Source organism: Gracilibacillus alcaliphilus (assembly GCF_016909015.1).
GTDB lineage: Bacteria > Bacillota > Bacilli > Bacillales > Amphibacillaceae > Gracilibacillus > Gracilibacillus alcaliphilus.
In genome coordinates this window covers 76841-90157 of sequence record NZ_JAFBFA010000021.1, presented here as the reverse complement: position 1 = coordinate 90157, position 13317 = coordinate 76841, and the positions used below count along the sequence as shown (strand labels likewise).

The window sequence follows — 13317 nt, the reverse complement described above, 5'->3', positions numbered from 1 at the left end:
AAAATTAATAAAAAATCAAGTACAGCAATGGGTGGCAGGTTTACCTAACTATATCAAGGGTTACTTGTCTATTTCAGTGTGCGAAAGTTGAGTTAATCATAATTCTTATGAACAAACCTATTTCCGATTGCTCTTTCATCATGAATCCAACCATATACACCTCTCGAAGTGACTTCTATATGCTTATTATAATAATCCACAAGTTCGCTTCAGTCTGTGGTATGAGTATATCTTCCGCCATGATAACAATAGTAATAGGCAGCATTCCGTTCGTTTATTTTTGCCAAAGATTGTTGCGCCTTCTCTATATCTAAACAAAAGCCGGGATTGGCAATAGCCAATTTACCACCTTCGTTCACGGCGGCATCACCTGTAATAACACTTTGCAAGTTTGGAAAATATAAAGAAATATGACCGGAAGTATGACCCGGCGTAGCTATAATTTGACATTGATTATCTAAGATCATCTCACCATCATTTACCTTCTGATCAATTGGAACATGTTGTAACGCTTTTAATTGCTGTACAAACCAGCTACCAAACACTTTTTCTTCTGCTGACATTCGTGCCAGCATTGCTTCCGCCTGAACCAACCGTTCTGCTTTCTTTTCACCGCTAATATAGGCAGATTCTACCTCACTGGCAATAATATGAATCCAGGGGTATTTCGTCTTGAAATCAGATAAAGAACCGATATGATCGTCATCATAATGTGTAATGATGATATTACTCACATCTCTTATGTCATATCCCTTTTTGGCTATTTCCTCTTCAATGTCAGGCAAAAAGTGCGGATATCCTGTATCCACTAGCGTTAGTTCATGATCCGATACAATCAAACTGGGATAGATGTAATTCTTTTGTCCGTTAAAGTCAAATACAATGGGCAACTCTATAATCTTCATTTACTTCACCCGCCTTCCCATTCTCCTGTCGAGTTCAAAATGAAAACTTTAAAGAGATTGTTCAAAAAGTGACTTTTTAGGTTAATCTTTTTCTTAATACATAAAAACTAAAGACATCTGCTCGGAAAAAATTAGCCGAATATAAAACCGGTTCATTATCTTTTGTATAGTGCATCTGACGTAATAATAATAATGCTTGATCTGGTTCACAATGCAGCAGTGGTGAAATTCGTTCATGGTAGCCAATCGGTTCAATATGAGCAACTGCATAATCAATATCTTTGTTGGCGTAACTCTTCAATGCTTGAAAGATGGATTCATGACTGTGAATCATATCTAATGGAACCAGCCTGTAATCGACACGGTCAATACAGTATACAACTGGTTCCCCATCTGCTGTGCGGATTCGTTCGATTTGAGCGAGTTCCTCTAATTCCAATGGCTCAAATCGTTTACGGTCTTGATCTGTTGGTTCTACCATCTCCGCTGAAATATATTGCACACCTGGCTGTTTGCCGGCTTGGATAATCATCTCAGTAACACTGCCTAACTGTTCAATCCCTGAGGATAGGATCGGCTTGGCATTCACAAAAATTCCTACACCTGGTCTGCGCAGTAACACTTTCTCTTCCTCTAAAATATGAATAACATCCCGAATTTCTTGTCTGGATAAATTAAAATGCTTGGCGAGTTCATATTCTGTAGGGAGCATTTCTTTTTCCTTATAAAAACCGTCTTCAACCAATTTCTTGATATGATTGGAGGCTGCCCTTGTCGTATTCTTGTCCAAATTAGATAACACCTCTTCTATCACCCGATCTATTACCAAAGTTATAGTCTCATTTCATTCCAATATACCACTTTTACAGACAAGAATAAAGAATATTTTGTATATTTCGACACCCTTCTAATGACTAGAAGGTGGAGTGATATCTTCTGAAGGCTGACTTTGCAACACACTTCTCGGCTTCGAACCTTCATAAGGCCCAACAATACCGCGATCCTCCATGGCATCGATCAACCGGGCAGCTCTCGTATAACCGATTCGAAATCTTCTTTGTAACATCGACACACTTGCACTTTGCATTTCCAATACTAATTGTACCGCTTCATCGTATAGATCATCATCGACTTCCTGTACGACTTCGTTTTCTTCTTCCGGTATCATTTCTTCTTGATACTGTGCTTTTTGCTGTTCAATACAGTGATCGACAACTTTCTCCACTTCACTGTCTGATAAAAAGGCACCTTGGATACGAAGTGGTTTGGACAAACCAACAGGAATAAAGAGCATATCTCCTCGTCCGAGCAATTTCTCGGCACCACCTGAATCTAAAATAGTGCGTGAATCGGTTTGTGAGGAAACACTAAAGGCGATTCTAGACGGAATGTTCGCTTTAATGACACCTGTTAATACGTCCACTGAAGGGCGCTGTGTTGCAATAATCAAATGAATACCTGCCGCACGTGCCATTTGCGCTAATCTGGTAATGGCGTCCTCTACTTCATTGGAGGCAACCATCATTAAATCGGCTAATTCATCTACAATCACCACAATATAAGGCAACTGTGGCTGCTGGTTTTCCTCCCCCTCATTATAACGCTGTACATAGTCATTATATCCTTCGATATTCCGTGTACCAGTCTCAGAAAAGAGATCATACCTTCTCTCCATCTCTGACACTACCTTTTTCAAGGCCCGTGCTGCCTTTTGCGGATTCGTTACTACTGGTGTCAATAAGTGTGGGATACCATTATAGACGTTTAATTCCACCTTTTTCGGGTCAATCATCATCATTTTTACTTCATGTGGCTTAGCTCGCATCAAGATACTGGTAATAATACCATTAACACACACACTTTTACCACTACCGGTTGCCCCTGCCACTAGTAAATGGGGCATTTTGTTCAGTTCCGCTACAACTGCATCTCCTGAAATATCTTTCCCCAGTGCAAAAGCAAGCTTATTTGGCAGCTGTGTTTTTTTCGCTTCCAACACTTCACGCAATGTTACCATTGCTGTCTCTTCGTTTGGCACTTCTATCCCCACTGCAGATTTCCCTGGAATAGGTGCCTCAATCCGGATATCCTTTGCTGCAAGCGCCAAAGCTAAGTCATCATGTAAATTGACAATCTTACTGACTTTTACCCCGGCTTCCGGATATACTTCATACTTGGTCACACTTGGACCAACGTGAACTTTGGTGACACGTGCCTTAACGCCAAAGCTTTGAAAGGTTGTCTCCAATTTACGTACCACACGTTGAATATGTGACTTCTCCTGTTGTTTTCCTGCGTGTTTAGGTAAATTCAACATATTCATATTTGGCAGTTGGTAATCTTGATTCTCAAACTCAGAAGTCGGAAATTGTACAGGTTCCGTCTCCTTCTCATCGCTGGATGGTACTTGTGTCTCAGATGTTTCGGGTGTTTCTGATTCTAACGGTTCTGCCGGTTCAATTGGTTCTGGTTCCATTACTTCTAGCTCTTGATTAGCATAAGCAATATCTGGAAGTTGCTCACCAGGCTGCTCTTCCTCAACTGCTTGTTCTAATTCTTTTGCTTGTTTCTTCTGTTCTTTCTTTTCCTTTAATGCAGATTTCTTCTCGGAAAAGCTGCCTTTTAGTTTCTCAAACCATCCTTTTACGTCATTTGAGGCGGCAGTAAATAAATCAGTAATCGATAGGTTGCAGAAAATGATCACGCCGATAACCATCATAAACACGGCAAGAATTTTTGCCCCTGCATTGGAAAAAAGAAAAAACGAAACACTGAATAAAACGGCACCAAGCATACCGCCGCCTACATAATCAGACGTCCTTGTACTTTGAACAAATTCAACAAAGAAAGTGAAAGTTTGTGGAATGATTGGCGGATAGCTGGCCGGTTCTGTAAACACGGATTGAAAAGTTAAGATATGTGTCATTAAGACAAATCCAGTAATTACAATAAAAGAACCAAGCCATTTTCGTGTATACATCACTGGCCATTTCCGCTTAATCATCACATGCAGACCGACAATAAATAAAATAACAGACGCAACAAAATACCAAGAACCTAATAGGAATCGCAGTGCATTTTCTAACAATGCTGGTATGGCGCCATCACTAACTAAAGTCGCACCACTTCCTAACAATGCCAAGAAAATAAGCAATAACCCCATCAATTCTATTTTTATGGTTGCCTTTAACGGTTGTTTTTTTCTTCTTTTTTTGTTTTTAGCCAATTAAGCCACTCCCCAACTTGCTATACTCTATCTAGAATGGTATGAAAGACCCTTGCCACTAAAAGCAAGGGTAAATGATTTAAACGGATATAAGACACATTAAGAAAATTTAACTATAAAAGCAAATAATAAGAAATTCCATTCATTTACCAAAAAGACATGTTTCCATATCTGCTTTCTTAAACTTGCTTATCCATTTCATTTCGAAATCCATTATAACACAGATTCACAAATAGAACGAACATTCTATTGAATTGCTAACAAAAGAAGAAGAATTTTTATTATTTGGACGACAATCGTGATTTTTTATAAATAAAATACCCGTCTCCCCTTGGCAGGTATAACCTGTAATAAAGGAAAAACGGGCATGAGCTTACTGATTGTTTATAATATTACCGGGAGTGAAAGTATCTAACAAATAATCGTTTGGATTAGTAGATAACAGCTGAATCATTCGAACTTCTCCATTGGACAGCTTCTGTACACAACATTGTTTACCTTGGAACCGAATAAATTCATAATCTCCCAACCATTGATCAGCTCCATAAATATCATCATAACCTAAAGGTGTATAAAGCATTATTGCATCAGCTCCTCTGTTGTTTCCACTGGTTTCATTAGTTCATTTAATTTGGTCATAGCTCCGCTAATTCCACCCACTTCGTCAATTAAACCATATTTAACCGCTTCTTTCCCAACCACATTAGTACCAATGTCTCTGGTAAGGTTCCCTTTTTCAAACATTAACTCTTTTAAGGTTTCCTCTTTAATTTTAGAATGGCTTGTCACAAACTGAATTACACGATCTTGCATTTTATCAATATATTCAAAGGTCTGTGGAACACCGATTACTAAGCCAGTCAGACGAACTGGATGAATCGTCATCGTTGCAGACGGCGCAATAAAAGAATAATTTGCTGAAGTCGCAATCGGAATACCAATAGAATGCCCGCCGCCTAATACAACGGAAACGGTTGGCTTTGATAAAGAAGCAATCATCTCCGATAAAGCGAGACCAGCTTCCACATCGCCACCGACTGTATTTAAAATCACCATCAGCCCCTCAATCTTTGGATTCTGTTCAATCGCAATTAATTGTGGAATTAAGTGCTCATATTTCGTTGTTTTATTCTGGGGCGGAAGCTGGACATGACCCTCAATTTGACCAATGATCGAGAGCACATGAATATTAGATTCCGGTGCAGTCGGAACAGAGGATTGCCCCAATTGCTGGATCTTCTCGACAAGTGTGGAAGCAGAAGGGGTGTCTTTCTCCTTTACCTCTGGATTTTGCTCATTCATACAAATGACCTCATTTCTTACGTAAGTTACTAATTAGTATGAACGGGTCTGCGTATTTCATTCTATAATTATCTTGTAAAAGTTTGTTCAAAATTAACAGGTCTTGAACTGACACCACTTACTAGCTATGAAAACTTCAGCTGCTCTCTTTATTTGTCATCGTATAACAACGAATAAATCGCCACTGTATGCTTAACTTTTTTACAAAATATCCAATTGATTAAATGATGTAATTTCATAGTAGCCCTCGGTTTTACGTTTCGGTGCTCTATTTCGGTGATTAAACCAGATTGGATACCAATTAGTTTGTAATGCACCCTCTATGTCCAGATGCCAGGAATCGCCTATATAATAACAAGCATAATCCTGTAATTGGCAGTGATCATACACATAATTGAAAATTTCCGGCTGTGGTTTTGCCAATCCAATTTCATCCGATATAAACATCTTGTCCTTGGGGAAATATCGAGTTAATTCTAATGTTTGTATTTTATCTTCTTGTCCATTAACGGTTCCATTGGTAATAATTCCAATCAACGTTTTCTTATTATTCAGTTTACGCAAAAGCGCTTCTGTTTCTGATGGAAGGGTAATTTGTGACTGTTCTCTTTCGTATTGCGTTTGTAAACTTATTCCTTCCTCTTTAGTTATCGTTAGATCAAAATCTCGCCCAGCCATTTGATATCTCTGAATTCTGATTTCTTGCAGAGTTTTAAGACCTTGAAGGTACTCTTTCCATAAACCATCTATATAATGGCGAGTAGCTAAAAAGAATTCATCTATATCATCACCTAACGCGTAATATACATGAGGAAGTTTATTCTGAAGGGCCTTTGTAAAGGGCGACATCAAATCATATAAAGTATCGTCCAAATCAAAAAAAACAGCTGAATACTTCGAGTCAATCTTCACTTTTGTCATACCTCCATTTTCTCTTGATTACAGACAGGCTTTGAAACAGTCAGCCGCAGCGGTTGCTTTGCTCTCCATATCTTCTGCGGAGGTTATTTCAAATAGCTAATAATAGCTAGTGGTATTGGATATTCTTTCTGGCCTTCCAAGAAAAGAGGCTTGTAAACAATCTGCCTTACAGATTCTTATATCAGCCTCTTCACATTTTTATACGATTGATTTTCCTGTCATTTCTTTGTAATCTTTACACATGATTTCCCATGATTTTTCAATATCTTCATCTAATCCGAATAAACCGCTTCGTCCAACAATATAAATATCCGGGCCGGCTGCATCAATTCTTTTAAATGATTTGCGGTTGGATGATCCATCCATTTCAATGACGTATTGATACCCTTTTTCTTCACGCAATTCCCTTAAGGCTACAATTTTATCTAGTGTACTTTCAATAAAACGTTGGCCTGCAAAACCTGGATCAATTGTCATAATCGTGATCTTGTCTACTAATTCAATATAAGGAAAGATTGTTTCAATCGGTGTCTCAGGATTTAATACTACCCCTGCTTTTAACCTAGCGTCATGTATTTGATCAATCAATCGAAAAGCCAGGCCATCAAGCACTTCTGCATGCATACAAATCCATTCACACTTCATATCAACCAATTGCTGCACCCAAAAACTTGGATCTGTCACCATTAGATGAGCAGACATAGGCAAGTCGCTTATTTTACGTACCTCTTCAATAAACCAAGGGGACAATGTAATATTGGGAACATAATGCCCATCCATAATATCAATATGGTAGGAATCTACATGATTATTTAAAAAAGTAATTTGCTCCTTAAACTTATCTAAGTCCATTGTCATGAGCGATGGTGAAAATTCTACTTTTTCCATATTTGTTTACCCTCTCTTTTAAATATTTCTAAATTTATCGATTAACTGAAAACTTGCTAAACAGAATTAGTAAATTTTAATATCATCTAAATCTATATCTTCTTCTTCCATTTCCTTTTCTACGTTCATTTCATCTTGATTCACATGTCTTTTAATTAAGGCCAAGGTCAAACCAGTTACAAGAATATTTACTAGTAGTGCTATAACTCCTGTCAATGGATTAGACATCGTTGGTAACATCAATACACCGCCAAATGGGACAGTTGCATCAGCACCTAATACCATAGATACGGCGCCACCTGCAGCTCCGCCAATAGCTGTTGCAATCAAACAACGAATAATATCATTCATAACAATTGGAATGACACCTTCCACAATATTTATAAAGCCCATTGGAACGGCTGATTTTAAAGTTTCTGTTTCTGCTGGTGTATAGATTTTTTTCCCAAACAATTTTGCTATAAAGTATGCTAACCCAAAACCAATTGGTGTTGCGGTATTTACTAATTGCAATGCTGTAATTGGGCCATTAATACCTTCTGCCTGCATGGTTAATACAAAAGCAAATACCGTTTTATTAATTGGACCACCATAATCAATCCCGCTCAATAAGCCTACGATCCCGCCAAATACTAATAAAGAAGAAGATCCTAAACTGTCTAATGCATTAGTTAATAGCGATGTCAGAGCAGCGATTGGGGAGCCAATAATGTAGACCATGATTAAACCACCAATAATGGAAGTAAAAAATGGCAAGATTAAAGTTGGCATTAATCCTTTAGCCCACTTTGGCACTTTAAAATATTTCAAAATAGCTACGGCAAGATAACCGGATAAGAATCCGCCCAAAATCCCGCCAATAAATCCAGCACCAATCGCATTAGCAGTTAAGCCGATAATAAAACCTGGTGCTATCCCGGGTTTTCCTGCAATAGAGTAAGAAATCCCTGTAGCTATAACTACAGGCAGTAGACCTAAACCTGCCCCTCCCATTGTTGCTAGAGCATCCCAAAAGGAAAATTCTCCTGGTATTAATTCACCTTGACTAGTACCTCCAAATCCCATCCCAATTGCTATCAAAAAACCTGCTCCACAAACAATTGGAATCAAATATGAAATCGCCGTCAATAAATGCCCTTTAAGATTTAATTCTTTCATTTTATTCATTTTCCTACCCTCCTAAATAGCTCGGGTACTGTCAAAAATGTTTCATAAAAAAACTGTCGAATGGGTTCATTTGCGAAAATTTAAAATATCCCCTAATAGATTAAGCTCTTATACAATCAAGGATTAATCCTGCTTGTCAGGCTTTCATATCAGACTTTCCATGTGGATAGAGTTTTTATATTTCTTTTTGACACTACCATAGCTTTACTTGATTATTTTTTTTCAATAACTTCTGCTGCTTTTTCAATTAGTTTATTTGGTGATTTTACAGCGACCTCTGTCGGCACTTGAATGATTCGTTTCCCCTCAAATCGCTCACGTCCAGCGATTTTCACATCTGCTGCTAGAATAACAATATCCGCTGCTGTAATTTGTTCTTTGGTTAATTCATTTTCTGTTCCAATTGTCCCTTGTGTTTCAATTGCAATCTCATGACCAGCTGCCTTGCCGGCATTTTCTAATTTTTCTTGAGCAATATAGGTATGGGCGATCCCCACTGTACATGCTGCTACCCCAACTATTTTCATGTTCTCTTCCTCCTCAATTAAGCAAATGCTTCCATTACATCTGCTGAACTATTTGAATGAAGCAAATCTTTAACAACTTCATCATTTCCAAGTTTTCGGGCAAATAATGATAATAACTTCAAATGACTATTTGCGCCTTCATTATCATTACCAACTGCAAATAGAATGATGCCTTTAACGCCTTTTCCATCAAGCGTTTCCCATGGAATCTCTTCCTTGTTAATCCCAATTGCTACACCTATGTTTTTTACATAAGCACTTTTTCCGTGAGGAATGGCAATATAATTTCCAATCCCTGTTTGCCCTTCTGCTTCTCTAGCATAGATATCTCTCATAAAACCATCAATCTCCGTAATATATCCATTTTCCAGCAGTAAATGTGCCAATTCATTTAGTACTTCATCTTTTGTTTTAGCATTCATATTTGTTTTAACTGTTTTTAAATCGACAATATCTTTAACTTCCATGTTACATCCTCCCCACCTAACTATTATTTATTTCTGACAACTTCTGCTGCTTTTTCAATCAGTTTATTTGGTGATTTTACAGCGACCTCTGTCGGCACTTGAATGATTCGTTTCCCCTCAAATCGCTCACGTCCAGCGATTTTCACATCTGCTGCTAGAATAACAATATCCGCTGCTGTAATTTGTTCTTTGGTTAATTCATTTTCTGTTCCAATTGTCCCTTGTGTTTCAATTGCAATCTCATGACCAGCTGCCTTGCCGGCATTTTCTAATTTTTCTTGAGCAATATAGGTATGGGCGATCCCCACTGTACATGCTGCTACTCCAACTATTTTCATATTCTCTCTCCTCCTATTGAATAATCATTTGGGTGAAGCTTTCTTCTGAATCTGCATGTAATAGTTTTTCAATATAATCTTGATCTGCTAAGTTTCGCATAAAATTAGTTATTTCTTTTTTTGTATCCAGTGTTTCGTCTCTTTTTAGCAGAATGAATATGACTAGTTTTATATCGCTTACATGTTGATTCCACTTCGATATCGCTTCATGTAAATGAACAACTACTATTTGACTTTCCTTCAGTTTGGAACTTTCAAAATGAGGCAATAGGACATGTTCGGCAATTTGTATATTACCTGCTTGTTCCCTTTGTAAAAGGGTATCCACTACTTCAGAAGTCAATAGCGTTGAATGATGACTAACTCTCTCACCAATAAAATGATACATATCACTTCTAGAATCAAACTTGCGATGAAACAATATATTGAAAAGGGATTTATTTTTCATTATTAATCTCCTTTATCTTTTGTTGAATTCTGTTCTGATCATCTGCCGTCAGCATGGCGCTAACCAATAGCGTTTTGACTGGTAAATTTTCATTCAAATGAGTAGTCGTCAGAATTAATTCTACTTCCGGATAACGTTCGAGATATTTCTTTGAATCTCGGGTTGATACTACATCGACTACTTCCAATTCAGGGAAATTTTTTTTAATTTTTACTTTCAATAATTCAGAAGTGCCAACTCCCGTTGTACACATAATTAATGTTCGTATCGGCAATTGATTCGTTTCGATGATTCTTGCAAAGTAAAGTGTGATAAAGCCATTCTCATCTTGATTTATAACGGGCAAGTTATATTTTTCGCTGATAACCTTCGATACCTCCGATACATATTCAAAAATATCCTCATAGGTAATCTTGATTTGATCTAATAGACTGTTTTTCACCCGTATATTGTGTACTAATCGATTGAGCATTGGCTTGATGTGATTAGCTAAATCAAGAAAAATGGAATCACTGTTAATGGAAATATTTAAGTAAGCACTCATTTCATTTAAATAAGTTTGTGTGACTTCGACAACTTTAGTAGAGAAACTCGTCATCTTTCTAACAATTCCTTGCATCCTAGAGGAGACTAAATATTGGTATAGATAATAAACTTCTACCTCTGGCAGCTCCTGATGCAAATAGTTTTCCACATTAGAAATCGTTGTTTTTGCTACTCTATACAACGATAAATCATTTTGTAATTCTTCCTGTTCTTCTTCAGATATACTGTGATTGTCCGACAATTTTAATAGACCGACTTTTCTCGATCGACTAATTAATATATAGATGTGCGAAAAAATATTTACATTGTAAGGATAAGGAATAGTAATGTCTAATTGTTCCTCTATCACCCTTAATTGATCGAGAATGAACAAAACATCGTAATTATTGAAGTTTAATTCTTGATTACTCTTTAGTTCATCAATATCAATAATATTATGCATTTGAATGAGATCAGCTATCGCTCTTCTTATATTTGCCTCTTTCCCAATAACAGCTAGTGTCCGCTGTTTTCTTTCAAGAGTTAAATCGTATTCTTTTAGTTTACTGGCTATCCTTTGTTCATCATTAAAGATTACCGAATCACCGACATAGTATGGTTCAAACAATTCATAAACCTTCTCTGATCGAGGTGATGATAATAAAAGTCTTTCCATTATCCTGTTTCGTCTTTCTGCAGGTGAATAATTACTTTTCCGGCTTGACTGCGTAATGTATTGACTTATATATTTCTCATAATTTAATTTATAGCCTTTCCCCTTTTCTGATTCTATAAGTACCCCATCAGAATAATTGTCATTTATTCCTTTTATTACTCGATATACCGTCTTCTGAGAAGTCTCCAGTAATTGGGCTAATTCTTCTGAGGTCATATAGCCTTGGTTTTTTGATAGAAGTAGTAACAGCCTTTTTTCACGATCTTTTTTTGATCCCATGGCTATCATCCCTCCTTTGTTATCTTTATCATATCGTATATATATCGAAACGCTTCTCTTCATTTTGACCATTGCAACAGACAAAATCACAAAAACGACACAAGACACAATAAGATATGTATTTGGATTGTTTATCTCCTTCTTCTTACAAACACTTTCTGCTTCTGGAAGGGACTCCACTTAGATTGTCCTTTGGTGGATTAAGGTACCAAAAACTAAATAAAACAACGATCAAGTCCTATGCTTGTCCATTCCTTACGTTATCTTTGTTTCCATTATCTCTATATGTTTGCCCTGTACGACTCTTTTAAACGACTTTTTCTGTCTTTCTTACTGGTTTTACTTGACTCCATGTCCATTACACTTTAAGAGCTATTTTTTTTAACCGCTATGTTGCAGTAGACAGGATTATCTTCAAAAACTCTTTGGCCTTCTAGACGATCTCTTAATGTTGTATGAAAAAACGAGGGGGATAGTTGTAGACTTATGCAGGAATGCGCCGTGTGATGAGGGAATGTAAGGAATATACAATTTCTTTCTGGAATGACTAATTTTTTATCCTTATTCAAAAAAAAAGACTGCACATGGCAATCTTTTTACGCAAAGGGGTCTAGTACTCTAAATAAATTTTGTTCTTCAAATGGTGATAATGGAACTAATGGCAGGCGTACAGATCCTACTGGAATTCCTTGGTGCTGCAGTGCTGATTTGACAGGTGAAGGAGATGGTGCCATAAAAAGAGCACGCATAATAGGCAGCAATTGACGATGCAGTTTCGCCGCCTCTTTGACCTTTCCTTTTTCAAATAATAGCATCATTTCTTTCATTTGATTTCCGATTACATGGGAAGATACAGATACAACACCTGCACCACCTATCGATTGAATCGGCAGTGTTAAGGAATCATCACCACTATATACCGTAAAATCATCTGGGGTCTGTTCAATAATGGATGCGAGGGCATCCAAGTCTCCGGTCGAGTCTTTTACTGATACAATATTCTCTACCTGTGATAAGGCGACAACCGTTTCTACATTCAGCTTAACAACTGCCCTTGATGGAATATTATACAGCATGACAGGTAATTTGGTTGCATGAGCAATGGTGGAGAAGTGCTGAATCAGCCCTTCTTGATTTGGTTTGTTATAATAAGGAGCGACAATTAGTACCCCATCTACTCCCAGCTGCTCTGCCTCTTTCGTCAAAGCAACCGATTCCTGCGTGTTATTGTTTCCAGTCCCTGCAATAATGGGGACACGTCCATCGACTACTTTCAACACATGTTCAAACAATGCCAGTTTTTCGTCATGACTTAAGGTTGGCGACTCTCCTGTCGTACCAGCTACAATAAGTCCATCTGTACCATTGCTCAGTAAATGCTCTACCAATTGTGTCGTTATCTCATAATCAATCTGGTTATCTTGATCAAAGGGTGTCACCATTGCAGTTAATAATCTGCCGAAATTCATAATGTCACCAGCTCCTTCCTGTGCCCCTCAACTAAGTTTAATTCTTCGATTTATTTTATCCCGTTGCAGTTCGCCTGGCCCGTAAGCCCCTCGCTTCCAGCCTTGAAGATGGCGAAGTAGGCTAGGTTGTTAGGGTGAAACGAACACCAACTCCCAGATACGCCTCATTTTATTTACAA

Annotated in this window: 14 protein-coding genes; all 14 read right to left on the bottom strand. The window is 37.6% G+C overall.

Annotation, left to right across the window (positions count from 1 at the left end; translation table 11 throughout):
* Positions 1-209: 209 nt before the first annotated feature.
* The 14 genes from JOD18_RS15040 to dapA all read right to left on the bottom strand — a co-directional run bounded on the left by JOD18_RS15040 (position 210) and on the right by dapA (position 13141).
* Positions 210-905: an MBL fold metallo-hydrolase gene (locus tag JOD18_RS15040; RefSeq protein ID WP_204669964.1), complete on the bottom strand. Its 696-nt coding sequence runs from the start codon at positions 903-905 to the stop codon at positions 210-212.
* A 76-nt stretch (positions 906-981) separates the two neighbouring features.
* Positions 982-1707 (bottom strand): UTRA domain-containing protein, encoded by a 726-nt coding sequence (locus JOD18_RS15035; RefSeq protein ID WP_204669969.1) that lies wholly within the window; start codon positions 1705-1707, stop codon positions 982-984.
* 105 nt (positions 1708-1812) lie between these two features.
* Positions 1813-4131 carry a DNA translocase FtsK gene (locus JOD18_RS15030; protein WP_204669963.1) on the bottom strand — a complete coding sequence of 773 codons (2319 nt, stop codon included), beginning with the start codon at positions 4129-4131 and terminating at the stop codon, positions 1813-1815.
* A 373-nt stretch (positions 4132-4504) separates the two neighbouring features.
* Positions 4505-4711, bottom strand: a complete 207-nt coding sequence (locus JOD18_RS15025) for a YlzJ-like family protein (RefSeq protein ID WP_239588151.1) — start codon at positions 4709-4711, stop codon at positions 4505-4507.
* Complete coding sequence (locus tag JOD18_RS15020) at positions 4711-5433, bottom strand: ClpP family protease (RefSeq protein WP_204669962.1); 723 nt, start codon at positions 5431-5433, stop codon at positions 4711-4713. The genes JOD18_RS15025 and JOD18_RS15020 overlap by 1 nt, the downstream gene beginning before the upstream one ends.
* 201 nt (positions 5434-5634) lie before the next feature.
* Positions 5635-6354: an HAD family hydrolase gene (locus JOD18_RS15015; RefSeq protein WP_204669961.1), complete on the bottom strand. Its 720-nt coding sequence runs from the start codon at positions 6352-6354 to the stop codon at positions 5635-5637.
* Positions 6355-6552: 198 nt separating this feature from the next.
* The gene (gene alsE / locus JOD18_RS15010; RefSeq protein WP_204669960.1) at positions 6553-7242 is read right to left on the bottom strand and encodes a D-allulose 6-phosphate 3-epimerase; all 690 of its coding nucleotides are present in this window, start codon (positions 7240-7242) and stop codon (positions 6553-6555) included.
* Between the two features lie 66 nt (positions 7243-7308).
* On the bottom strand, positions 7309-8409 hold the full coding sequence (locus JOD18_RS15005) for a PTS fructose transporter subunit IIC (protein WP_204669959.1): 1101 nt from the start codon (positions 8407-8409) through the stop codon (positions 7309-7311).
* Between the two features lie 212 nt (positions 8410-8621).
* On the bottom strand, positions 8622-8936 hold the full coding sequence (locus tag JOD18_RS15000; RefSeq protein ID WP_204669958.1) for a PTS fructose transporter subunit IIB: 315 nt from the start codon (positions 8934-8936) through the stop codon (positions 8622-8624).
* 17 nt (positions 8937-8953) lie between these two features.
* Entirely contained in the window at positions 8954-9403 is a 450-nt protein-coding gene (locus JOD18_RS14995) for a fructose PTS transporter subunit IIA (protein ID WP_204669957.1), read from the bottom strand.
* 23 nt (positions 9404-9426) lie between these two features.
* Positions 9427-9741: a PTS fructose transporter subunit IIB gene (locus tag JOD18_RS14990; RefSeq protein ID WP_204669956.1), complete on the bottom strand. Its 315-nt coding sequence runs from the start codon at positions 9739-9741 to the stop codon at positions 9427-9429.
* 13 nt (positions 9742-9754) lie between these two features.
* Positions 9755-10189 carry a PTS sugar transporter subunit IIA gene (locus tag JOD18_RS14985; protein WP_204669955.1) on the bottom strand — a complete coding sequence of 145 codons (435 nt, stop codon included), beginning with the start codon at positions 10187-10189 and terminating at the stop codon, positions 9755-9757.
* Positions 10179-11669, bottom strand: a complete 1491-nt coding sequence (locus JOD18_RS14980) for a BglG family transcription antiterminator (protein ID WP_204669954.1) — start codon at positions 11667-11669, stop codon at positions 10179-10181. Before JOD18_RS14980 ends, JOD18_RS14985 begins: the two co-directional genes overlap by 11 nt.
* Before the next feature lie 596 nt (positions 11670-12265).
* The gene (gene dapA, locus JOD18_RS14975; RefSeq protein WP_338029550.1) at positions 12266-13141 is read right to left on the bottom strand and encodes a 4-hydroxy-tetrahydrodipicolinate synthase; all 876 of its coding nucleotides are present in this window, start codon (positions 13139-13141) and stop codon (positions 12266-12268) included.
* Positions 13142-13317: the final 176 nt, after the last annotated feature.

Excerpts from the sequence above, each read along its gene's own strand:
- JOD18_RS15040 (WP_204669964.1), bottom strand. The coding sequence starts at position 905 with ATGAAGATTATAGAGTTGCCCATTGTATTTGACTTTAACGGACAAAAG.
- JOD18_RS15025 (WP_239588151.1), bottom strand. The coding sequence starts at position 4,711 with ATGCTTTATACACCTTTAGGTTATGATGATATTTATGGAGCTGATCAA.
- JOD18_RS15020 (WP_204669962.1), bottom strand. The coding sequence starts at position 5,433 with ATGAATGAGCAAAATCCAGAGGTAAAGGAGAAAGACACCCCTTCTGCT.
- JOD18_RS15015 (WP_204669961.1), bottom strand. The coding sequence starts at position 6,354 with ATGACAAAAGTGAAGATTGACTCGAAGTATTCAGCTGTTTTTTTTGAT.
- alsE (WP_204669960.1), bottom strand. The coding sequence starts at position 7,242 with ATGGAAAAAGTAGAATTTTCACCATCGCTCATGACAATGGACTTAGAT.
- JOD18_RS15005 (WP_204669959.1), bottom strand. The coding sequence starts at position 8,409 with ATGAATAAAATGAAAGAATTAAATCTTAAAGGGCATTTATTGACGGCG.
- JOD18_RS15000 (WP_204669958.1), bottom strand. The coding sequence starts at position 8,936 with ATGAAAATAGTTGGGGTAGCAGCATGTACAGTGGGGATCGCCCATACC.
- JOD18_RS14995 (WP_204669957.1), bottom strand. The coding sequence starts at position 9,403 with ATGGAAGTTAAAGATATTGTCGATTTAAAAACAGTTAAAACAAATATG.
- JOD18_RS14990 (WP_204669956.1), bottom strand. The coding sequence starts at position 9,741 with ATGAAAATAGTTGGAGTAGCAGCATGTACAGTGGGGATCGCCCATACC.
- JOD18_RS14985 (WP_204669955.1), bottom strand. The coding sequence starts at position 10,189 with ATGAAAAATAAATCCCTTTTCAATATATTGTTTCATCGCAAGTTTGAT.
- JOD18_RS14980 (WP_204669954.1), bottom strand. The coding sequence starts at position 11,669 with ATGGGATCAAAAAAAGATCGTGAAAAAAGGCTGTTACTACTTCTATCA.